A 23929-nucleotide genomic window follows, 5' to 3' on the forward strand; every position below is an offset into this window, starting at 1 on the left:
TATGGATTTGTTTGAGAATGCAGCTATATTATTTCATATAAAACTTACATAATTATTGGATATAAAATAAGCGCTACTTTCATATTTTGAATTCAAAAAAAAGCCGTTTTGTTACAAACGGCTCCTAATTAATTTATAATTTTCCTTCTTTAATTTCTTCTACAATCTCAGGGTTTAAAAGTGTTGAGATATCTCCAAAATTTGAATAATCCCCTTCGGCTATTTTGCGAAGAATTCTACGCATGATTTTTCCGGAGCGTGTTTTTGGCAAACCAGAAACAAATTGGATTTTGTCTAATTTTGCAATCGGTCCAATGTGATCTGAAATATGTTGATTGATTTCCTTGCTTAGATTTTCTCTATCACGATATTCTCCAGTTTCTTTTAAAATAACAAAACCATATAAAGCATTTCCTTTAATATCATGTGGAAAACCCACAATGGCACTTTCTGCAACGGCCGGATGTTCATTTATGGCATCTTCAATTGGTGCAGTTCCTAAATTATGACCGGAAACAATCACCACATCATCTACGCGACCCGTAATTCTATAATAGCCTACTTCGTCACGCAAAGCACCGTCTCCAGTGAAATATTTGCCTGGAAAAGCACTAAAATAAGTGTCTTTATAGCGTTGATGATCACCCCAAATGGTTCTGGCAATTCCAGGCCAAGGAAATTTGATACAAAGACTTCCCGTAACCTGATTTCCTTCTATTTCATTGCGCTTATCGTCCATAAGAACAGGTTGAATTCCCGGCAATGGCAAGGAAGCATAAGTAGGTTTTGTAGGGGTTACAAAAGCAATTGGTGAAATCATTATTCCGCCGGTTTCTGTCTGCCACCACGTATCAACAACAGGGCATCGCTTTCCTCCTACATGATCATTGTACCAGTGCCATGCCTCTTCATTAATAGGTTCTCCAACAGATCCTATAACTTTTAAAGACTTTAAAGGATATTTTTGTACATAATCTAAACTCTCTTTTGCTAAGGCTCGGATTGCTGTTGGTGCCGTATAAAACTGCGTCACTTTGTGCTTTTCGATAGTTTCCCAAAAACGACTAAAATCTGGATAGGAAGGAACTCCTTCAAAAATTACAGTTGTAGCGCCATTCAATAATGGGCCGTAAAGAATGTAAGAATGTCCGGTTATCCAACCAATATCGGCGGTACACCAAAAAATATCGTTTTCTTCGTAATTAAATACATTTTTAAAAGTATAAGCGGTATACACCATATAACCCGCTGTGGTATGCACCATTCCTTTTGGTTTTCCGGTAGAACCAGAAGTATATAGGATAAACAATGGATCCTCAGAATCCATAATTTCAGCTACATTATTGTCTGAAGCTTCCTCAAAAAGCGGTTGTAACCATTGGTCACGACCTTCTTGCATATTTATAGCAGTATTCGTTCTTTTGGCAACCAATACAGTTGAAACACCAGGACAGTTTATCAGTGCTTCGTCAATTATTCCTTTTAAATCTATAGTTTTATTACCGCGATAGCCACCATCAGATGTAATAACCATTTTACAATCACTGTCATTTATTCTTGTTGCCACTGCTGAAGCCGAAAATCCTGCAAAAACAACGGAATGTATCGCTCCAATTCTTGCACAAGCCAAAGTTGTAATGGCTAATTCAGGAATCATAGGTAAATAGATACAAACTCTATCTCCTTTTTTTATGCCTTGTTCACGCAGTACGTTTGCCATTTTACAAACACTTTGGTGCAATTCATTATAGGTAATGTGCAATGCTGTTTCTGTTGGATCATTTGGTTCGAAAATAATGGCCGTTTTTTCTCCTCTTTTTGCAAGATGTCTGTCAATACAGTTTTTAACGATATTTACTTTTGCTTCCGTAAACCATTTTATCTCGGCCTCACCCATATTAAAATCAACAACTTTATCCCATTGTTGGTACCACGTAAAGTTTTCTTCTGCTATTTTTCCCCAAAATTTTCTTGGTTCACGAACTGATTTATTATAATGTTTAAAATATTGTTCTAAATTTTGAATCTTATAGTAGCTCATGTTTTTATTTTTTATAAAAGTATTAAATCTCCCGCTATTCTTAAAATTATTTAAATCATAAATTTCCATTAAAAATTAAATAGAACATAAAAAAAATAGCGTTTAAATGGTTATTTTCTTGTTTTTTGTTGTTTTTAACAATTATGTAGATATAAAAAAAGCGAGATAGATTTTTCTATCCCGCCTTTTATCTCAACAAAATTTAACAACAATTATTTTAGTACTAGTAATGATAATTTTTAAACATGATTTATTAAAAAAACAACCATGGATATTGCTACTATTTCCCGTTCTGTTTCGTTTCATAGGGATTACTTCACTCAACTTTAAGCTCGTTTAAAGTTAAGTGAATGTATAAGCATCCATATCCATTTATCTTTTTTAATAAATTTTAACTAATTCAAAATATTATGAAACCAAATGATATAGTGCTAATCCCAACACACTCTCTTGTGTGGTAATTCCTATTTTATTATCCTATTTTTTTCATAGCCGTCATTGATTCTCTCAACCACGCTCCTACATCTTCAATTGGATGCTGGCGAACAGTACTGTTTACCGCAATCAGCGCTGCATTTTCAACACCGTTAGATTTTGAAAAAGGTTTTCCAATAACATTTGTTTCAATTTTTTTCATGAAATCAGCCAGTAACGGTTTACACGCATGATCAAATAAATAACAACCGTATTCTGCTGTGTCCGAAATGATTCTGTTCATTTCATATAATTTTTTTCTTGCCACAGTATTTGCAATTAAAGGCAATTCATGCAAAGATTCGTAATATGCTGATTCTTCAATAATTCCTGATTGTGTCATCGTTTCGAAAGCTAATTCTACACCCGCTTTTACCATGGCAATCATTAAAATACCATTATCAAAATACTCTTGCTCAGAAATATGAGCTGCTGTTGGAGCTGTTTTTTCGAAATTCGTTTCTGCCGTTGCTGCTCTCCATGTCAATAAATTAATATCATCATTAGCCCAGTCAATCATCATATTTTTTGAGAATTCACCAGAAATAATATCATCCATGTGTTTTTGAAACAACGGACGCATGATGTCTTTCAATTCATCTGCTAATTCATATGCTTCAATTTTTGCAGGATTAGACAAACGATCCATCATATTAGTAATTCCACCGTGTTTCAAGGCTTCCGTTACTGTTTCCCAACCGTATTGAATTAATTTTGAAGCATACGCAGGTTCGATTCCTTTTTCAACCATTTTATCAAAACATAAAATAGAACCCGTTTGCAACATTCCACAAAGAATGGTTTGTTCTCCCATCAAATCCGATTTTACTTCGGCTACAAATGAAGAGTTTAACACTCCCGCTTTGTGTCCACCAGTAGCAACTGCATATGCTTTTGCTTGTTCGAAACCTTCTCCGTTTGGGTTATTTTCTGGGTGAACCGCGATTAAAGTTGGTACACCAAAACCTCTTTTATATTCTTCACGCACTTCTGATCCCGGGCATTTGGGAGCACACATAATTACAGTGATGTCTTTACGAATCTGCATTCCTTCCTCTACAATATTGAAACCGTGAGAATAGGCCAAAGTTGATCCGTTTTTCATCAAAGGCATAATCGCCGTAACTACAGCAGTATGTTGCTTGTCTGGTGTAAGGTTACAAACCAAATCAGCCGTTGGAATTAATTCTTCATAGGTTCCCACTTTGAATCCATTATCAGAAGCATTTTTAAAAGAAGCTCTTTTTTCTGAAATCGCATCTGCACGCAATGCATAAGAAATATCTAAACCTGAATCTCTCATGTTTAAACCTTGGTTCAAACCTTGTGCCCCACAACCTACAATGACTACTTTTTTTCCTGCTAAAGCTTTAATTCCGTCTACAAATTCAGATTGATCCATGAATTCGCATACGCCTAATTGTTCTAATTGTAATCTAAGTGGTAATGAATTGAAATAATTTGCCATTTTTTATTATTTAATGATTGTAAAATTTAATAATTTTTTTCTTTTTAAGAACTCTTTCTCGACTGAACAACATTAATCACTCTAAGAAAGTTCTTCTAATAAAGTTGATATTTCCATTTTTGCTTTGGAAACCGATATTCTTCCGGAACGTACAAATTGCATGATTCCAAAAGGTTTTAATTTTTCATATAACGATTCTATTTCAGCACGTTGTCCAGATTTTGAAATCACAAAAAAGTCTCTCGCAACAGTAACTATTTCAGAGTGGCTTTCTTTAATTATATTCTGAATTTGTTTTTCATCAAATAATAAGCTCGCTTCAATTTTGAATAGTGCATTTTCTAAGAAAATAGTTTCTTCGTCAACATGGTAAAATGCTTTAATGACTTCGATTTGTTTTTCGATTTGTCCTACTATATTTTGTACCCATTTTTCAGTGGTATTTACCACAATGATAAATCTGGAAACATTTTCAATTTCAGATTCGGATACATTTAAACTCAAAATATTGATATGGCGTTTCAAGAATATTCCAGATATTCTGTTTAATAAGCCAACGTTGTTTTCTGAATAAACAGAAATGGTGAATGTTTTATTTTCCATAATATTAACTTAATCGGATATCAGATACTGATGCTCCTGTTGGAATCATTGGGAATACGTTATTTTCTTTTTCTACCATAACTTCAAGGAAATAAGATTCTTTTGAAGCCATCATTTCGGCAACAGCCGCATCTAAATCTTCTCTTTTGGTTACTTTCTTCGCTTTGATATAATAGCCCTCAGCAATTGCGATGAAATTTGGATTAATCATTTCTGTAGAAGCATATCTTTTGTCAAAAAACAATTGTTGCCACTGACGTACCATTCCTAAAAATTCATTATTTAACACCACTATTTTCACAGGAACTTTGGTTTGAAAAATAGTTCCTAATTCCTGAATGGTCATTTGAAAACCTCCATCACCAATAATAGCCACCACTTCACGATCCGGCATTCCCATTTTGGCTCCAATCGCAGCTGGCAATGCAAATCCCATCGTTCCTAATCCTCCTGAAGTAACATTACTTTTAGTCGAATTGAATTTGGCATAACGGCACGCAAACATTTGGTGTTGTCCCACATCCGAAACCATAATGGCATCTCCTTTAGAATGTTTGTTAATCATTTCAATAGTTTCTCCCATAGAAATTCCTTCTTTCTTAGGCTTTAACTCGTCATTGATTACCGCTTCCAATTCAATTTCATATTTTTCCTTGAATTCATTGTGCCAAGATTCGTGCGAATTATTTTTGATTAAAGGAAGTAAAGCCGTCAACGATTCTTTTACATCCGCCAAAACTGCAACAGTTGTTTTCACGTTTTTATCAATCTCAGCCGAATCAATTTCGAGATGAATTACTTTAGCTTGTTTGGCATAAGTCGCCAAATTTCCTGTAACACGATCGTCAAAACGCATTCCGAGTGCAATTAAAACATCGCATTCATTAGTCAAAACATTAGGACCATAATTTCCGTGCATTCCTACCATTCCTACATTTAACGGATGATCCGTTGGCAATGCCGAAAGTCCTAAAATTGTCCAAGCAGCAGGAATTCCTGATTTTTCGACCAACTCTTTTAGCAAAGCTTCGGCTTCGCCAAGAATAATTCCTTGACCAAAAATGATAAATGGTTTTTTAGCAGTATTGATTAATTCCGCAGCCTCCTTTACTTTTTCAAGATCTAAAGTTGGTTTTGGATTGTAACTTCTGATACCAGTGCATTTTTTATAACTAAATTCGATTTCGTCAAACTGAGCATTTTTTGTAATATCAATTAATACTGGACCTGGACGACCTGATCTGGCGATATAAAATGCTTTTGCAATGATTTCAGGAATTTCTGAAGCCTCAGTAATTTGGTAATTCCATTTGGTTACCGGAGTTGAAATTCCAATAATATCTGTTTCCTGAAAAGCATCGGATCCCAATAAATGTTTTCCTACTTGTCCCGTGATACAAACCATAGGAGTCGAATCGATTTGCGCATCAGCAATTCCTGTAACTAAATTTGTTGCTCCCGGACCTGAAGTTGCAATCGCAACTCCCACTTTCCCTGTTGCTCTTGCAAAACCCTGTGCTGCATGAGTAGCGCCTTGTTCGTGACGTACTAAAACATGTTGCAATTGATCTTGAAATTTATATAATTCGTCATAAACAGGCATTATAGCTCCGCCTGGATAGCCATAAACCAAGTCTACTCCTTCTTCTAATAAGCATCTTATAACGGCTTCGGCGCCGGATATTTTATTGTTTTTCATTTTTTATTTTTTAGCTATTGCAAATGTTTTAATGCAATTGCAATAGATTTTTTGATATTATTTATCAGTTACACATCCTGTAGATGCACTTGAAACAGATCTGGCATATTTTAACAAAACTCCTTTAGTAGCCTTTAAAGCCGGTTGAACCCAACTCGCTTTTCTAGCTGCAAATTCATCATCAGAAATTTTGAGATTTATTGTATTGTGTTTTGCATCAATAGTTATTATATCTCCATTCTTGACGAGTGCAATTCCACCTCCATCATAAGCTTCCGGTGTTACGTGACCTACCACGAATCCATGTGAACCTCCAGAGAACCTACCGTCAGTAATCAAAGCAACACTACTACCTAATCCCGCTCCCATAATGGCCGATGTAGGTTTTAGCATTTCAGGCATCCCTGGACCACCTTTTGGACCACAGTTCCTAATGACGACTACATCTCCTGGTTTTACCATTCCACTTTGAATACCTGGAATAACATCGAATTCCCCTTCAAAAACAACAGCAGTTCCTTCAAAATATTCTCCTTCTTTTCCGCTTATTTTGGCAACACAACCTTCTGAAGCAAGATTTCCATATAGTATTTGAATGTTTCCAGTTGCTTTTAATGCTTTTTGAATTTCATGAATCACATCTTGTCCATCATTCAAATCTGGTACAGTTGCTAAATTTTCGGCCATTGTTTTTCCTGTTACAGTCAAACAATCTCCGTGAATAAATCCTTCTTTCAATAAATATTTCAGTACTGCAGGAACACCTCCAACAGCGTGCAAATCTTCCATCATGTATTTACCACTTGGCTTCAAATCAGCAAGTACTGGTGTTCTGTCACTTATTTCTTGAAAATCAGTTAAAGTAATTTCTACATCAACAGAATGTGCCATTGCAATTAAATGCATTACCGCATTGGTCGAACCTCCTAACACTGCTACAAGTGTAATCGCATTTTCAAAAGCCTTACGAGTCATAATGTCTCTTGGCTTAATATCTTTTTCTAATAATACACGGATGGCGTTTCCAGCATCAAGACATTCTTGTCTTTTTTCTTGACTCAAAGCAGGATTTGAGGAACTGTATGGTAAACTCATTCCTAATGCTTCAATTGCTGATGACATCGTATTAGCTGTGTACATTCCGCCACAAGCACCCGCTCCGGGACATGAATTTTGAATAACCCCTTTAAAATCTTCCGGAGTTATAGTCTTATTGAATTTTTTTCCTAATGCTTCAAAAGCAGACACAATATTCAAAGATTCTCCTTTCCATTTTCCAGAGTGAATTGTTCCTCCGTAAACCATAAGTGCTGGGCGATTTACTCTTCCCATAGCAATTAAGGCTCCAGGCATATTTTTATCACAACCAGGAATTGCAATCAAACTATCATACCATTGCGCTCCCATTACTGTTTCGATAGAATCCGCAATTACATCACGAGAAACTAATGAAAAACGCATCCCATCTGTACCATTCGAAATACCGTCACTGACACCAATTGTATTAAAAATCAAACCGACTAAATCAGCATTCCAAACCCCTTTTTTTACATCTTTTGCAAGATCATTTAAGTGCATGTTACACGTATTTCCTTCGTAACCCATGCTTACGATTCCTACCTGTGCTTTTTTTAAATCTTCCTCAGTCAAACCAATTCCATACAACATCGCTTGCGCTGCAGGTTGTGTTTCATCTTGTGTTATGGTCTTGCTGTATTTATTTAATTCCATTATTTATGTTTGTTTGTGTATTTAAATTTATTCCCAAAAAAAAACCTCCCAAATAGATGGGAGGTTTTAAATATTTTTTTAATTATATCTATACCATTCCCTCTGCACATGTGATAATCACATTGACATTAATAATTGAAGAAATAATAGATACGATTTGCATTTTTTATTTTTATTTGCGTCAAAAGTATAAAAACAAATAGAACTAAAAAAAATATAACCTCAATATTATATGCATTTTCAATTATTAAATGCATTTTTTGATTATTGTTTGTTAAACAATAGTCGATTGTCCTATATAGACATTGTCACTTTTAAAATATAAATCGTCTTTACTTAAAATATAATTTGAAATAAAGTCACCCACTTCATTTGTTCCAAATTTTGAATAAGGATTCAAATCTGCTGTGACTACATTTAATTCAATTGCTTTATGTACTGCTTCGTATACTCTTTGCGATTCCACTTGAAGTCCAAAATGTTCCAAAAGCATTGCCGCAGATAGTATTGAAGCAATCGGATTAGCGATGTTTTTTCTTTTAGCTTCTGGATAGGAACCGTGAATAGGTTCAAAAAGGGCATTTGAATTTCCTAAAGATGCGGATGGTAATAATCCTATTGAACCCGTAATTACACTTGCTTCATCAGATAAAATATCACCAAATAAATTTTCGGTCAGAATGACATCAAATTGTTTTGGATTAATAATTATTTGCATTGCAGCAGTATCAACAAAAAGAAAATCTAAGGTTACATCAGGATATCCTTCACCAATTTCTGTCACTACTTTTCTCCATAATCTTGATGTTTCAAGGATACTGGCTTTGTCAACCAAAGTCACCTTTTTTTGCCTTTTTTGAGCAGTTCTAAAAGCTAAATGACTGATTCTTATAATCTCTTCTTCGGAATATTCACATAAATCAGACGCTAATGTTCCTTGTTTATTGATCTTTTTCTCGCTGAAATAAGATCCTCCCGAAATTTCTCTGAAGATTATAAAATCAACGCCTTCAATTATTTTTCTTTTTAAAGGAGATAAATCCAATAAGTCATTGTATGGTTTTATAGGTCTTATATTTGCATACAATCCTAGCGCTTGTCTCAATTTTAATAATCCTTGTATAGGACGTAGTTTTGAATCTGAATTGATATCGTATTTTGAATCATCAACAGCCCCAAACAATATAGCATCAGTATTCAAACAAAGGTTTAATGTTTGTTCCGGCAAAGGATTCCCTGTTTTTTCAATAGCAACAGCACCAATAAGAGCGTCTTCAAAAACAAACTCATGATCGAAAACCACACCAATTGCATACAACGCTTTTTTTGCTTGTAAAATTACCTCCGGACCTATTCCGTCTCCTGAAAGTACTGCTATTTTTAAGTTCATAATAGTAAGATTTAGATTTTAATAGAAATCAAAATATTTTTAGTTAAGGATTAATTCCTTATTCATTTTACAGGCTTCAATTATTTGATGAATATCGTCATCGAGAACTTCTTTTTTAATGTCGGCAAACTTTAAAAACTCTCCATAAACAATATCTAATTGCACTTTTGTAAGTTCGTACCCTACTTTTTTGGCTCTATAGGCCAATGCTGCTCTACCACTTCTGGCGGTAAGAACTATAGATGATTCATTGACACCTACTTCTAAAGGATCCATGATTTCATAAGTCGCTCTGTTTTTTATCACACCATCTTGATGAATTCCGGAGCTGTGTGCAAAAGCATTTGCACCAACAATCGCTTTATTAGATTGCACCATCATTCCCATACTTTCAGAAACCAATCGGCTCATTTCATTCAGCTGACGTGTATTGATATTGGTATCCAAATTCAAATACGGATGTTGTTTGAAAATCATAACCACTTCTTCCAATGCTGTATTTCCGGCTCGTTCGCCTATTCCATTTATCGTACATTCAATTTGTCTGGCTCCATTTACTGCTCCTGCAATTGAATTTGCTGTTGCCATTCCTAAATCATTATGACAGTGACAAGACAAGATTACGTTTTCAATCCCTTTGACGTTTTCTTTCAGATATTTAATTTTTGCACCATATTCTTCTGGTAAGCAATAACCCGTAGTATCTGGAATATTAAGTACCGTAGCACCTGATTTTATTACTTCTTCGCAGACACGAGCTAAAAACTCATTGTCCGTTCTACCAGCGTCTTCAGCATAAAATTCTACATCTTCAACATACGATTTAGCATGTGAAACGGCAAACTTTGCTCGGGCAATAATGTCTTCTCTAGTCGTGTTTAGTTTGTGTATTATGTGCGAATCAGAAGTTCCAATTCCAGTATGTATACGAGGTCTTTTTGCATGTTTTAAAGCTTGTGCCGCAACATCGATGTCATTTTTCACTGCTCTTGTTAATCCGCAGACAACTGCATTTTTAACAACCTTACTTATTTCTGAAACAGATAAAAAATCACCTGGACTAGAAACAGGAAAACCAGCTTCGATAATGTCAACACCCATTTCGTCCAGTCGATTTGCTATAACGAGTTTTTGATTGGTATCTAATTTACATCCTGGGACCTGTTCGCCATCTCTTAAAGTGGTATCAAAAATTTGAACTTTCTCTCTATTCATTTTCATTTATTTAATGTAATTTCACATCTTGATAACAAAAATATCTTTCATTACTTTAATATAAAACTCAATTTAATGAAATATACTGCTTATAAAGCAAACAATAACTTTATAAACAATTGATTTACAACATATTAAGCTACTCTATTTTACAATGGCTAACCATCAAAAAGATTTCTTATTTGTATTAATAAAATCCCTTTCAAAATCTGAAAAAAGACAATTCAAGATTTTTGCAAGCCGATTGGAAACCAGTTCCAATACAAAATTCATCGAATTATTCAATATTTTAGACAAATCAGAAGTCTATGATGAGAAACTAATTCTGAAAAGCGGTATCATTAAAAAAGTACAATTATCGAATCTAAAATCATACTTGTACAAGCAAATTTTAGTGAGCATCCGATTGAATATTCCCAGCCAGAATATTCGGTATCAGCTGAGAGAGCAAATTGATTTTGCTGCCATATTGTACAATAAAGGGTTATACAAGCAGAGTTTAAAAATTTTGGATAAAACAAAAATTTTAGCTTTAGAAAATGATGAAAAACTCATGGCTTATGAAATTGTAGAATTCGAAAAGCTTATTGAATCACAATATATAACACGAAGTATTCAAGGACGCGCTGATGAATTGGTTATTCAGGCCAAAGAATTAAATTACCGCAATACCATTTCCAGTAAATTGTCTAATTTATCGTTGCAACTGTACGGCATTATGCTTAAAACCGGTTATGTAAAAAGTGACGAAGAATATAAATATATAGACGACTATTTCAACAAACACATTTCTAAATTTGATGATAAAAAATTCGGTTTTAGAGAAAAATATTGGTTTTATAATGCTTATCTCTGGAGAAGTTTCTTAGTACAGGATTTTCTTTCCTGTTATAAATACGCTTTAAAATGGGTGACACTTTTTTATGATAACCCAAGTATGATTCATTTGAATCCTGTATTTTTCTTAAAAGGAAACCATTATTTATTGGAGTCTTTATATATGTTGAAGTACAAATCAAAATTCAAAAAGTATTTATCGCTTCTGGAAGATACCATAAAAGATTCTCATTTCCCAGTGAATGATAATATCGCGTCATTATCATTTTTATATGTCTATAATAATAAATTGAATTACCATATTCTGGAAGGTACCTTTGCCGAAAGTGAATACTTAATTCCCGAAGTATTAAATAAATTAAAAATTCACACGGACCATCTTGATGAACATCACGAAATGTTGTTCTATTATAAATTTGCGTCAATTTATTTTGGGAACGAAAAATATGCGGAATGTATCTTTTATTTAGAGAAAATCATAAACAACAAAAATCTTTCGATGCGAGAAGATTTAATGTGTTTTGCCAGAATACTGTGTTTGATTGCTCATTATGAATTAGGAAAAGATTATTATTTGGAAAATCAGTTAAAAAACACCTATAAATTCCTAATCAAAATGAATGATTTACATGAAGTACAAAAAGAAATCATTAAGTTTTTGAAAAATTTAAACGCCATTTATCCAACAGATATCAAAAAGGAGTTTATAAAAATGAGAGCAAGATTTATCGAATTGGAAAAAAACACCTACGAAAAAAGGGCTTTTCTGTATTTAGATATTATTTCTTGGCTCGAAAGCAAAATTGAAAACCGAAAAATAAGTGATATTATTAAAGAAAAAGCCAAATTGATTAATCGATAAGACTTTATATGACAAAAGGAGGCTTTTAGCCTCCTTTTTGTTAACTTATAATATTTAAAAAATTAAAATATCGAAGAGTACTACCCCAATTATTAAGCTAATTTCTCGGTTCTGTGAATAACGGGTACTTCTTGCAACAATGGTTTAGCCTTTTTGAAAAAAGAAATAAGATACGATTGCTCATTATGAAGCTTTAATCCCGCCTCATTTTCCCAAACTTCGTGAAAAATAAAAATCGTTGACTCTTCCATATTTTGATGCAAATCATATTGCAAACAAGCCGCTTCTTTAGTGGAATTTTGAACCAAATCAAGTAAAAGTGATTTCAAGGTGTCTTTACTTTCCGGTTTGCTTTTTAGAATAACTGTTAGATTTATTGGCATAATTAATTTAAAAATAATTGGGCTAAATGGTTTTGATACAATTTAAGATCATTTTCAACATTTGCATTTTTTTCTATATCATGAAAATGAATACTTTGTAACGGTTTCATGCCTGTAAAAGCGTTCATTCTGTGAAAACCAAATAACGGTCCTTCATCCACACTGTGCTGATTAAAAAATTCTCCGGGTAAAGTAAAAGCTTCTTTTGGTGCATTCCAAGAGGTAGTCAGCATATATTTTTTGCCGTGGAGCATTCCTCCTGTTCCATAATTAATTGTTGGATTTTCAGCGGAACGTCCGTCACTTTTATAAATTCCTTTGGCGTGACCTTCAGTAAAAACGACATCAATGTATTTTTTAAATCCATGTGGCAACTGAAACCACCATATTGGCGTGTGGTAAATAATTACATCAGCCCAAACAAATTTTTCGACTTCAGAAACTGGATTGTAATCGTCATTAATATTGGTTGTTTTTATTTCAAAAGCGGTATTATTTTTGAAAAAATTCAAGGTTTTATTCGAAATGGTTTCATTAAACCTTCCTCCAGAATGGCCAAACTTTTGTCCCCCATTGATTATAAATATTTTTGTCATGATTTATGTTTTTAATTTGATGGTGCAAAGTTAGAACGATAAAGTCTATTATTAAAATAACTTAATTCATACCTTTGTATCATAATTATAATAGTTATGGTAAATTTAGAATGGTATCGTACGTTTAAAGCGGTTTATAAAACAGGAACGTTGACTAATGCAGCAGAAGTATTATTTATTTCCCAACCTGGAGTGAGTCTGCATTTGAGTTCATTGGAAAATTATGTGGGTTATAAATTATTTGACCGAACAGGTCGAAAAATGGTTCCCACCGAAAAAGGAAAAGTGCTCTACAATTTCATCATTGAAGCATTAACCAAACTGGAAGAAGCCGAAAAAAATTTTCAAAGAAGCACTGAGAAAAATACGCCAACCATAAGTGTGGGAATGTGTTTTGAAACTTTCCAAATTACATTGGAACAGTATATTTCGACCTTGCCATTTAATGTTATTATTCAATTTGGTGAATATCCGGAAATGGTTGAGAGTTTAGAAAAAGGCATTTTGGATTTAATTATCACGCCACAAATGGTAGTTAAAAACGCAATCGAATACCAGGCATTTTCATCAGAAACTATTGTACTTGTTGGCGGAAGCGAAATTGACGATTTGGAATTCAATTCGATAGAAAAACAGGAAAGTATTCAAGAAATTGAGCTTTGGCTGAAACAACAAAAATGGTACGGAACCACAGGAGACATGGAGCATTTACGCCGTTTTTGGCAGCTAAACTTTAATAAACATCCTGATTTCAGACCCAATTATATTGTTCCAAATCTAAACTCAATAATCCGTTGTTTAAGCAGTGGTAAGGGATTAGCTGTTGTTCCTGATTTCCTTTGCCGAAAAGAAATTGACAACGGTTCTATTAAAATGATTTGGGAAGGAAAAACTCCACTGAAAAACACACTCTATTTCGCCACCAGAAAAAAAACAATGTATCAGGAAGAAATAGCGCTAATTAAGAAAATATTTTTGGAATTAAATTAAAACACTACGTTTAAAAAATATTTATTACTTTTAAGGTATACTTAAAAATTTAAAATTATGAACGGATTTTTTAAAACACTAATAGCAGGTTACGGAGCCAAAAAACTAGGCGGAGGTTGTATTGGGACAATTATATTATTTATAATTATCTATTGGATATTAGGTTATTTTTAGAATTAAAACTCTAAAAACAACCTTATTTAAGATTTAAATATCTAGTATGCCAAAAGTTGTTTCAAATCAGTTTCAAACCTGCCTTTCGGCAAATATTGATCTTCTAACGCTTTTGTAAACGGAATTGGCGTGTCTAAACTTGCTGTGCGTTTTACGGGAGCATCTAAGTATTTGAAACAATTTTCCATTATCATTGCCGAAATATCACTGGCTATTCCACCAAACATACTGTCTTCCTGATAAATAATCACTCTTCCCGTTTTCTTTACAGAAGCAAAAATAGCTTCGGTATCCAAAGGCTGTAAAGTTCTCAAGTCCAATAAATCCGCCGAAATTCCAGGATTTTTTGCTAATGTATCCAAAGCCCAATGTACTGCCGCACCAAACGAAATAATTGTAACATCATTCCCTTCTTTCAACAAAGCCGCTTTTCCTAATGGAATCGTATAATAATCAGTAGGAACATCTTGGTAAACACTTCGATACAATTGCTTGTGCTCAAAAAATAATACTGGATTCGGGTCGTTTATGGAAGTATTCAACAATCCTTTGGCATCATACGGAAATGCAGGGTAAACCACTTTTAAACCTGGTGTTTTGGTAAACCAAGCTTCATTGGTTTGCGAGTGAAAAGGACCCGCTTGTGTTCCTCCACCGCAAGGCATACGAACCACAACATCGGCTTTTTCTAACCAACGGTAATGTGATTTAGCCAATAAATTCACAATTGGATTAAATCCTGTCGAAACAAAATCGGCAAACTGCATTTCTACAATCGCTTTATATCCATTAATCGACAATCCCATTCCTGCCGAAACCACTGCACTTTCACAAATTGGTGTATTGATGACACGCTCTTTGCCAAACTGCGCTACAAAACCATCTGTAATTTTGAAAGCACCGCCATATTCAGCAATATCCTGACCCATGATTACTGAATTTTCATGACGTTCCATCGATTGCCTCAAACTAGTTGAAATTGCATCTATAAAACGAATATTTTCTTTTTTATCTGAAGGGTTAACTTGTTCAAATACATACGGTTTGTAAGTATCATTTAGCTCTTCACTTAATGAAGCTTCAATCTCAGGTTCTGCATTGGCTATAGCCAAACTTTCGTCGATATCTTTCTTTATTTCAGCATGCAAGGTCGCATCAAAATCGGCTGTAAGAATTCCGTTTTCGGTCAAATAGTTGAAGTAATTTTTAACGGGATCTTTAATTGCCCACATATCCATTAACTCTTGCGGAACGTATTTGGTGCCACTCGCCTCTTCATGCCCGCGCATTCTGAAGGTTTTGAATTCCAATAATACTGGACGTGGATTTTCTTTCATCGAAGCCTTTAATTCGAATAACAAATTATAGACTTCCAGAATATTATTTCCATCAACAATATGGCTTTCCATTCCGTATCCTTTTCCTTTATCGGCTAGGTTTTCGCAACGGTATTGTTCATTCGTTGGGGTCGAAAGGCCATATCCGTTATTCTCAATAACAAACATAACCGGTAATTCCCAAACGGAAGCAATATTCAATGCTTCATGAAAATCGCCTTCACTTGTAGCACCTTCTCCAGTGAAAACTGCCGTAACTTTTCCGTTTTTCTTGAGTTTATTGGCTAAAGCGATTCCGTCAGCAACTCCTAATTGTGGACCTAAATGCGAAATCATTCCAATAATCTTGTATTGTTGTGTTCCAAAGTGAAAACTTCGATCACGGCCTTTGGTAAAACCATTGGCTTTGCCTTGCCATTGCGAAAAAAGGCGGTATAGCGGAATGTCTCTTCCGGTGAAAACACCTAGATTTCTGTGCATTGGTAAAATGTACTCATCCGAATCTAAAACTGCCGTTACGCCAACAGAAATAGCCTCTTGGCCAATTCCAGAAAACCATTTGGACACTTTTCCCTGACGGATAAGAATCAACATTTTTTCTTCTATCAGTCTTGGTTTCAGTATTCGCTTGTATAAATCTAATAATTGATCGTCCGTAAGATTTTTTCTGTCAAAGGTCATTTTTTTGGTTTTATTGTATGGTTCAAAGATAAAAAAATATAACAATTTATCAATATTTTGTTATATTTTTTTAATTTACTTCTAAGTTTAAAATTTAGATATAAAATTATTCTTTACATTTGTATCTGCAAGGTTTTTAACCTTACAATTATTAAAAAATATTTAAAATATGCAAAACATTCCTAGTGTTGACTTGCGTGATTTCCTTTCGGACGACCCGAAACGTAAACAAAAATTTGTAAATGAAATCGGAAGTGTATTTGAAGATATTGGCTTCGTAGCACTCAAAGGGCATTTTTTAAACGACCAGTTGGTTGAAGAATTGTATGGTGAAATCAGAAATTTTTTCGCTTTACCTTTAGAAACAAAACACAGTTATGAAATCCCTGGAATTGGCGGACAAAGAGGGTATGTTTCTTTTGGAACAGAGCATGCCAAAGGAAGAAAAGAAGGTGATTTGAAAGAGTTTTGGCACTTTGGACAATATGTATCCAAAGATTCAAAATACGCATCAGAGTACCCCGAAAACGTTGAAGTTAAAGAACTTCCCCGTTTTAATGTTGTAGGTAAAGAAGCCTACCAAATGCTGGAAAAAACAGGTGTTTATGTTTTAAGAGCTTTGGCTTTACATCTTGGTTTGGATGAATTTTATTTTGACAAGTATGCCAAAGACGGAAATTCAATCTTAAGACCTATTCATTACCCGCCGATCACGTCTGAACCCGCAAACGCTATTCGTGCTGCTGCTCATGGGGATATCAATTTGATTACTTTATTGATGGGTGCACAAGGAAAAGGATTACAGGTTCAAAATCACAATGGAGAATGGATTGATGCCATTGCAGAACCGGATGAATTAGTTATCAATGTGGGCGATATGTTATCGCGTCATACCAATAACAAATTGAAATCTACCATTCATCAAGTGGTAAACCCACCAAGAGAATTATGGGGAACTTCACGTTATTCAATTCCGTTTTTTATGCATCCGGTGAGTGATATGAAATTGGATTGTTTGGAAAACTGTATTGATGCAGAACATCCAAAAAAATTCGAAGATATTACTGCAGGAGCCTATTTATACGAACGTTTAGTAGATTTAGGGCTTATTAAAAAATAAACTTAAATTTACGTCATTAATTAAAAGACATTAAGTATAAACTTAATGTCTTTTGTTTTTTACAATTTAAAATCTGCGATAATCCGTAAGACACGTGTTATTCGCGTTCAAAAAATATACATTATGGACTTACAAGACCAATTAAAAAACCTTTTTCCGGATCACGAACCATCGCCTGAAGAACCAATTGAAGCAGTGGTTCACGAATTATATGTTCAAAAAGAACCGATGATTTGCAAATTCGAAAAACGAAAAGGAAAAGCCACCACTATAATTGAAGGATACGAAGGTGCTGACGAGGATTTTAAAATTCTAGCCAAAGAAATCAAAACAAAATTGAGTGTTGGCGGAACTTTTAAAGATGATTCTATTATCATACAAGGTGATTATCGCGATAAAATAATGACTATTTTAAAAGAAAAAGGTTTTAAAGTAAAACGTGTTGGAGGGTAAGATTTGAGATTTTAGAATGCATATTTTAGATTTCAGATCTAAAGAAAAAAAATACTAATAAAAGCTTTGTGAACTTTGCGAAAAACCTTGTGAACTTTGTGGTTAAACCTAATAAAATGTCAATAAAACAATCAGAATTAATATTAAATCCAGACGGTAGCGTTTACCATTTGAATTTAAAACCAGAACATATTGCACACGATATCATCTTTGTAGGGGATCAAAATCGAGTGGAAAAAATCACACAGTTTTTTGACAGCATCGAATTTTCGACTCAAAAAAGAGAATTTAAAACCCAAACCGGGATTTTCAAAGGCAAACGAATTACGGTAATGTCAACAGGAATTGGCCCTGACAATATTGATATTGTTATCAACGAACTGGATGCTTTAGTCAATATTGATTTAAAAACTCGTAACCCAAAAGAAAATCTTACTTCATTGAACATCATCCGAATTGGAACTTCGGGTTCTTTGCAAGCAGATATTCCTGTGGATAGTTTTGTGATGTCAAAATTTGGATTAGGACTGGACAACATGCTCCGATCCTATTTAATTGACGAAGTTTCGAATCTTGAAATCGAAGATGCTTTTGTGAAACACACCAATTGGGATTTAAGAAAAGGAAAACCGTATGTGATTTCGTGTTCTGAAAAGTTAGAGAAAATTATAGAAAGCGATAAAATGCATAAAGGAATTACGGCGACTGCAGGTGGTTTTTATGGTCCTCAAGGACGAGTGTTGCGTTTGAATATACAAGATGAAGAATTGAATGCTAAAATGGATAATTTTGAATTTGGCGACAACCAAATCACAAATTTAGAGATGGAAACGGCAGCTATTTATGGACTTTCAGCTCTTTTAGGACATAATGCACTTTCTTTAAATGCTATAATTGCTAACAGAGCTTCGGGAATATTTAGTGAAGATCCATACAAAGCCGTGGATGAATTGATTGCGTATACGTTGGATAAATTAGCTAATCAATAGTAGAAAATCAATTTTATTTTGGAGCTAATTCCTACTCTACACTGTATCTTTTATGCTGTCTGAAAAATTGCTTCGTTCCTCGCAATGACAACACAAAAGGATGCCGTTTCGATCAGGGCTAAATCGCTACATAACAACATTTTTTATAAACATCATGAATCTTATTTTAGAAACCAACCGATTGCTTTTAAGAGAAATGCTGCTGTCAGATGCAGAAGCTTTATTTGAAATGGACAGCAATCCGAATGTGCATCAATATCTTTGGAACAAACCATTAACGGATATTAGCGAAGTACATTCCTATATAAAACTTGTTAGAGAACAATACATCCAAAATAATATTGGACGATTTGTGGTTGTTTTGAAAGAAACCAATGAATTAATTGGTTGGGCCGGATTAAAATACAACACCGAAATGGTCAATAACAAGGTTAATTTTTATGATATTGGATATCGTTTAAACGAAAAATTCTGGGGCAAAGGATATGCCAGTGAAGCCAGTTTTGCTTGGCTGGATTATGGTTTTAATGTAATGGAAATCAAAATTATGGAAGCTGCGGCGCATACGGATAATATCGCCTCAAACAGAATACTACAAAAAATTGGACTGAAAATGACCGAACAATATATGGAAGACGGTGTTTCTTGGAATTGGTATGAATTAATAAATCCTAACCTATAATGAAAACAATAAAAATAGCTGGAGTTCCGGAACATTTCAATCTTCCTTGGCATTTGTCAATAGAAAACGGAGATTTCGAAAAAGAAAACATTGATTTGCAATGGACCGACGTTCCAGAAGGAACCGGAAAAATGTGCCAAATGCTTCGTGATGGCAAGACTGATATCGCCGTAATCTTAACCGAAGGAATCGTAAAAGATATCGTTGCCGGAAACCCGAGTAAAATAGTTCAGGTTTATGTGGAAAGCCCTTTAATTTGGGGAATTCACGTGGCTGCAAAATCAAATTATAAGACATTAGCTGACTTAGAAAATACCAAAGTAGCCATTTCCAGATTGGGTTCCGGTTCGCAATTAATGGCGTATGTAAATGCCGATAATCAAGGTTGGAAAACGGATAATCTTCAGTTTGAAATTATAAATACTATTGATGGAGCTGTCGAGGCGTTGACAAATGGAACCGCTGATTATTTTATGTGGGAACGTTTTATGACCAAACCATTAGTCGATAAAGGTATTTTCCAAAGAATTGCAGATTGCCCAACACCTTGGCCCTGTTTTGTAATTGCGGTTCGTGATGAAATTTTGGAAAAAAATCCAGCTATTATTTCAAAAATTCTTGCAATCATTAATCAGACTACGCAGGAATTCAAAGATATTCCAAGTATTGACAAAACTTTGGCTTCAATTTACCATCAAAAAATTGAAGATATTCAAGAATGGCTATCGTTAACGCAATGGTCACAAAAACCATTATCAGAAAAAATGTTAAACAAAGTTCAAAATCAACTTTTTCAACTTAAAATTATCGATAAAAAAGGTACTTTTGAGGATATTGTAAAAACAGTCTAGATTACTGTTTTTATTTTTACTATGATAAAAATAAAAGAAATTAATTTTCAGGGTATAAAACAGCGATTTCAGGTCAAAAAACCCTGGGATGACGTTATTATTTTTATCCTGAACATATTAATTGCTGTACCCGTTTTTATAATTGTACATCAAAACTTAATCAACCCAAATTGGTTTCTTAATATTGATCGAGTTGTTTTATTCTTGTTGATAATCGTAATTATTCAAATCATTTTGCGATTTTTAAGAACAATTATTCTATTTTGTATCATCTTGTATTTGTTAGTCTTACTTTATGGCTCCACGATAGGAAACTATGGGTTCAACAGCGTTTATGAGGATTATAATTCAATAATGTATACAATGTCGGATAATCCATATCCACAAGATATTATCATTGCAAAACTGCTACCGTTTCCCAATAAAACAAAAATCATCAATGCCATAGAATATCAAAATCCTAAAATTAGGAATTTTGCGATTATGGCAACCTCAAAACATTTTAAAGACATAAAAGGATATTCTGATTATAGAACCATTATTCAATGCTTTGCAGTTTTCAAGGAAATAAATAGCAGATGGAACTATGTGAGCGACCCAAAAGCAAGAGATTATATTGCTACTGCTACTGAATCATTGCTTTATTTTTCTGGTGACTGTGATGATCATTCCATATTAATGGCTGCCACTATCAAGTCTATTGGTGGAACTCCCAGATTAATCCATACTACAGGACATATTTATCCAGAAATACTGATAGGTTCGCTTACTGATTTAGAAAAAGTCAATTTTCTAATTAAGAATGTGTTATTTGTCAATGAAAGTAATGAAAAAAAACTTCATTATCACGTTGATGAGCGTGGTCAAATTTGGATGAATCTGGATTACACAGCCAAATATCCCGGCGGACCTTTCCTGTCTGAAGAAATTTTAGGTGCCTTGACATTGGATTAATTTGATTTCATTTTTTGTTTAATAAATCAAATCTTATCCCCTTCCAAATTTATAAGTATACCGTTACTCCTTGCTCTTTAGTCATTAAATTTTCCTATCTTAACCAAACTTAAAATTTTTATTTTATTAAAAGTTTACTATGGAAAATTCAAAACTCAAAGCCTTTATCCCTCTTTTTTATCTCGTGTGGTCAGATGACCTCTTAACTCAAAAAGAGTTCATTACGTTACAAGATTTTATCCGTTCCCAGAGCTGGATTTCCGAAAAGGAACAGGAATTTCTTCTTTCAAAAGTAACTGTTTCATCTCCACCGTCCAGAGAGCAACTCGCTGATTGGAAAGCTGAAATTGAGCAAATTATTCAAAAAAAGCCTTCCATCAAATCCATTTTTGATATTTCAATTGTACTTTCAGAAAATGATGCAATTATTAAAAACCTCGCAGCTGATTTTATAAAACTTGAAAATGATCTGGGAATTTTAGGCGAAGAAGCTATTGGAAGTTTTAAAACAAAGGCAAAAACCTTTACTTCAAATTACCAAACTGCTAACACATTCGAAATAGAAAAACTGACAAAAATTTTGGATGGAGAACAATCCGCAATCATTAAGAAGGTAAAATCAATCATCAGTCGACCTGAATTTGCCTACGAAACTTCGACTGATACTGCCGTTTACCGTAAAAAAGTATACGATTGGTGCAAAATCCTCGCGCAAGAAAACTTAGGAAATATGGCCTACCCAAAACAATACGGCGGTGGCGAAAATATTGGTGATTATTTTGCCATCATGGAAACATTGAGCTATCATGATTTAAGTCTGGTAATCAAATTTGGAGTACAATTTGGGCTTTGGGGAATGAGCATACAATCGCTCGGAACAGAAAAACATTATAGTAAATACTTAAAAGATATTGGCTCTCTACAGTTGCCCGGCTGTTTTGCAATGACCGAAACCAATCATGGTTCGAATGTAAAAGGAATGGAAACAACGGCGACATATAATCACGATGACCAAACATTTATTATTCATACACCTCATGAAAATGCGCAGAAAGAATATATTGGTAACGCAGCAGTGCACGGTCAAATGGCTACGGTTTTTGCCAAATTAATCATTGATAAAATTGATTACGGAGTTAATGCCTTTATTGTTCCGATACGAGATGCGAATAATAAAATATTGAAAGGTATTACTATTGGGGATTGCGGACTTAAAATGGGACTTAATGGTGTTGATAACGGTACAATTCGTTTTGAAAATGTTGCCATCCCGAAAGAAAATATGTTGGATCGCTTTGCCTCGGTAAACAAAGAAGGGAAATTTGAAAGCCCTATTCCAAGTGATAATCGACGTTTTTTTACGATGCTAGGGACTTTGGTAGGCGGCAGAATTGGAATCCCGAGATCTGCACTGGTCGCAGCCAAATCAGGATTAACAATAGCAATTAAATATAGTGACAAACGCAGGCAATTTGGACCAGAAGGCGGCTCAGAAGTCCCAATCTTGAATTACCGTATGCATCAACGCAGACTAATTCCATTATTAGCAAAAACATATGCAATACATTTTGCACTACACTATTTGACTTCCCGTTTTATCAATAAAAAGGAATCTGAAATGCAGGAAATTGAAGCCCTCGCTGCCGGGATGAAAGCCTACTCAACCTGGAGTACTACAGATATTTTGCAAGAATGTCGCGAGGCCTGCGGTGGCAAAGGATATCTATCAGAAAATCGTATTGATTCCTTAAAAAATGATACCGAAATCTACACCACTTTCGAAGGCGATAATACTGTATTGATGCAATTGGTGGCTAAGAATCGTTTGTCAGAATTCCGAAAATCATTTGGTGAAATGGATGCAATGGGAATGATTAATTACGTTTATGAAAATGCCAAGACTGTAATTTCTGAAAAAAATCCAATTATAACCCGAAAAACAGATGATGGGCATATACTCGATGATGAGTTTCATTTGAATGCCTTTCAACACAGGGAAAAAACGACATTGGCTTCTGCAGCAAAACGATTGAAAAAACTGATTGATAGCGGACTTGATCCCTATGATGCATTTAATGTGGTACAGCACCAAATGTTTGATGTCGCTCAGGCTTATCTCGAACGAATTGTTCTGGAGCAATTTCAAAAAGCCATTCAGAGTATCAAGGACAAAAAAAGCAAGAAAATTGTATTGAAGTTGAGCCAATTGTATGCCCTTTCACAGATTGAAAAAAATAAAGGCTGGTATCTTGAAGATGGTTACATGGAAACCGCAAAAACAAAAGCCATACGCAAGATGGTGAACCAGCTTTGCTGGGAAATCAGGCCGGATGCAGTTTCTTTAGTAAAAGCATTTGACATTCCTGAAAGTTGCCTTGCCGCTCCAATTGCACTATAAT

The 23929-nt window shown here is 34.3% G+C and carries 19 protein-coding genes; 9 read left to right on the forward strand and 10 right to left on the reverse strand.

Features of this window, described 5'->3' with window-relative positions; translation table 11 throughout:
* Window positions 1-133: 133 nt before the first annotated feature.
* The 7 genes from acs to E0I61_RS14490 form a co-directional block, all read right to left on the reverse strand.
* Window positions 134-2110 (reverse strand): acetate--CoA ligase, encoded by a 1977-nt coding sequence (gene acs / locus E0I61_RS14460; protein WP_262708584.1) that lies wholly within the window; start codon window positions 2108-2110, stop codon window positions 134-136.
* A 403-nt stretch (window positions 2111-2513) separates the two neighbouring features.
* Window positions 2514-3983 carry a ketol-acid reductoisomerase gene (ilvC, locus tag E0I61_RS14465; protein WP_132072273.1) on the reverse strand — a complete coding sequence of 490 codons (1470 nt, stop codon included), beginning with the start codon at window positions 3981-3983 and terminating at the stop codon, window positions 2514-2516.
* Between the two features lie 81 nt (window positions 3984-4064).
* A complete protein-coding gene (gene ilvN / locus E0I61_RS14470) occupies window positions 4065-4586 on the reverse strand; it encodes an acetolactate synthase small subunit (RefSeq protein WP_131997621.1) in 522 nt (173 codons plus the stop codon).
* Between the two features lie 4 nt (window positions 4587-4590).
* Window positions 4591-6285 carry a biosynthetic-type acetolactate synthase large subunit gene (gene ilvB, locus E0I61_RS14475; RefSeq protein WP_131997618.1) on the reverse strand — a complete coding sequence of 565 codons (1695 nt, stop codon included), beginning with the start codon at window positions 6283-6285 and terminating at the stop codon, window positions 4591-4593.
* 57 nt (window positions 6286-6342) lie between these two features.
* The gene (gene ilvD / locus E0I61_RS14480) at window positions 6343-8016 is read right to left on the reverse strand and encodes a dihydroxy-acid dehydratase (RefSeq protein ID WP_132072275.1); all 1674 of its coding nucleotides are present in this window, start codon (window positions 8014-8016) and stop codon (window positions 6343-6345) included.
* 274 nt (window positions 8017-8290) lie between these two features.
* Complete coding sequence (leuB, locus tag E0I61_RS14485; RefSeq protein ID WP_131997612.1) at window positions 8291-9406, reverse strand: 3-isopropylmalate dehydrogenase; 1116 nt, start codon at window positions 9404-9406, stop codon at window positions 8291-8293.
* Between the two features lie 39 nt (window positions 9407-9445).
* A complete protein-coding gene (locus E0I61_RS14490) occupies window positions 9446-10621 on the reverse strand; it encodes a 2-isopropylmalate synthase (protein ID WP_132072277.1) in 1176 nt (391 codons plus the stop codon).
* A 154-nt stretch (window positions 10622-10775) separates the two neighbouring features.
* Here E0I61_RS14490 and E0I61_RS14495 point away from each other — a divergent pair, with 154 nt between their 5' ends.
* Window positions 10776-12320 (forward strand): hypothetical protein, encoded by a 1545-nt coding sequence (locus E0I61_RS14495; RefSeq protein ID WP_131997606.1) that lies wholly within the window; start codon window positions 10776-10778, stop codon window positions 12318-12320.
* Between the two features lie 92 nt (window positions 12321-12412).
* On the opposite strand, the gene E0I61_RS14500 is transcribed toward E0I61_RS14495, so the two are convergent.
* Together E0I61_RS14500 and E0I61_RS14505 are read right to left on the reverse strand one after the other, a co-directional pair.
* Entirely contained in the window at window positions 12413-12703 is a 291-nt protein-coding gene (locus E0I61_RS14500; RefSeq protein ID WP_132072279.1) for a putative quinol monooxygenase, read from the reverse strand.
* A gap of 2 nt (window positions 12704-12705) precedes the next feature.
* A complete protein-coding gene (locus E0I61_RS14505) occupies window positions 12706-13299 on the reverse strand; it encodes an NAD(P)H-dependent oxidoreductase (RefSeq protein ID WP_132072281.1) in 594 nt (197 codons plus the stop codon).
* Between the two features lie 96 nt (window positions 13300-13395).
* On the opposite strand from E0I61_RS14505, the gene E0I61_RS14510 reads away from it, so the two are divergent.
* Entirely contained in the window at window positions 13396-14289 is an 894-nt protein-coding gene (locus tag E0I61_RS14510; RefSeq protein ID WP_132072283.1) for a LysR family transcriptional regulator, read from the forward strand.
* Window positions 14290-14504: 215 nt separating this feature from the next.
* Here E0I61_RS14510 and E0I61_RS14515 read toward each other — a convergent pair whose 3' ends face one another.
* On the reverse strand, window positions 14505-16481 hold the full coding sequence (locus tag E0I61_RS14515) for an alpha-ketoacid dehydrogenase subunit alpha/beta (protein ID WP_132072285.1): 1977 nt from the start codon (window positions 16479-16481) through the stop codon (window positions 14505-14507).
* A 169-nt stretch (window positions 16482-16650) separates the two neighbouring features.
* Here E0I61_RS14515 and E0I61_RS14520 point away from each other — a divergent pair, with 169 nt between their 5' ends.
* The 7 genes from E0I61_RS14520 (at window position 16651) to E0I61_RS14550 (ending at window position 23928) form a co-directional block, all read left to right on the forward strand.
* Complete coding sequence (locus E0I61_RS14520; RefSeq protein WP_132072287.1) at window positions 16651-17601, forward strand: isopenicillin N synthase family dioxygenase; 951 nt, start codon at window positions 16651-16653, stop codon at window positions 17599-17601.
* A 123-nt stretch (window positions 17602-17724) separates the two neighbouring features.
* Window positions 17725-18054: a translation initiation factor gene (locus E0I61_RS14525; protein WP_132072289.1), complete on the forward strand. Its 330-nt coding sequence runs from the start codon at window positions 17725-17727 to the stop codon at window positions 18052-18054.
* 116 nt (window positions 18055-18170) lie between these two features.
* Complete coding sequence (locus E0I61_RS14530; protein WP_132072291.1) at window positions 18171-19043, forward strand: nucleoside phosphorylase; 873 nt, start codon at window positions 18171-18173, stop codon at window positions 19041-19043.
* 154 nt (window positions 19044-19197) lie between these two features.
* Window positions 19198-19725 (forward strand): GNAT family N-acetyltransferase, encoded by a 528-nt coding sequence (locus E0I61_RS14535; protein WP_132072293.1) that lies wholly within the window; start codon window positions 19198-19200, stop codon window positions 19723-19725.
* On the forward strand, window positions 19725-20576 hold the full coding sequence (locus E0I61_RS14540; protein WP_132072295.1) for a substrate-binding domain-containing protein: 852 nt from the start codon (window positions 19725-19727) through the stop codon (window positions 20574-20576). The genes E0I61_RS14535 and E0I61_RS14540 overlap by 1 nt, the downstream gene beginning before the upstream one ends.
* Window positions 20577-20597: 21 nt before the next feature.
* Window positions 20598-21530, forward strand: coding sequence for a transglutaminase (locus E0I61_RS14545; RefSeq protein WP_132072297.1), 933 nt, complete (start codon window positions 20598-20600; stop codon window positions 21528-21530).
* A gap of 139 nt (window positions 21531-21669) precedes the next feature.
* Window positions 21670-23928 (forward strand): acyl-CoA dehydrogenase family protein, encoded by a 2259-nt coding sequence (locus E0I61_RS14550; RefSeq protein WP_132072299.1) that lies wholly within the window; start codon window positions 21670-21672, stop codon window positions 23926-23928.
* Window position 23929: the final 1 nt, after the last annotated feature.

The organism is Flavobacterium ranwuense, assembly GCF_004349315.1.
Lineage (GTDB): Bacteria > Bacteroidota > Bacteroidia > Flavobacteriales > Flavobacteriaceae > Flavobacterium > Flavobacterium ranwuense.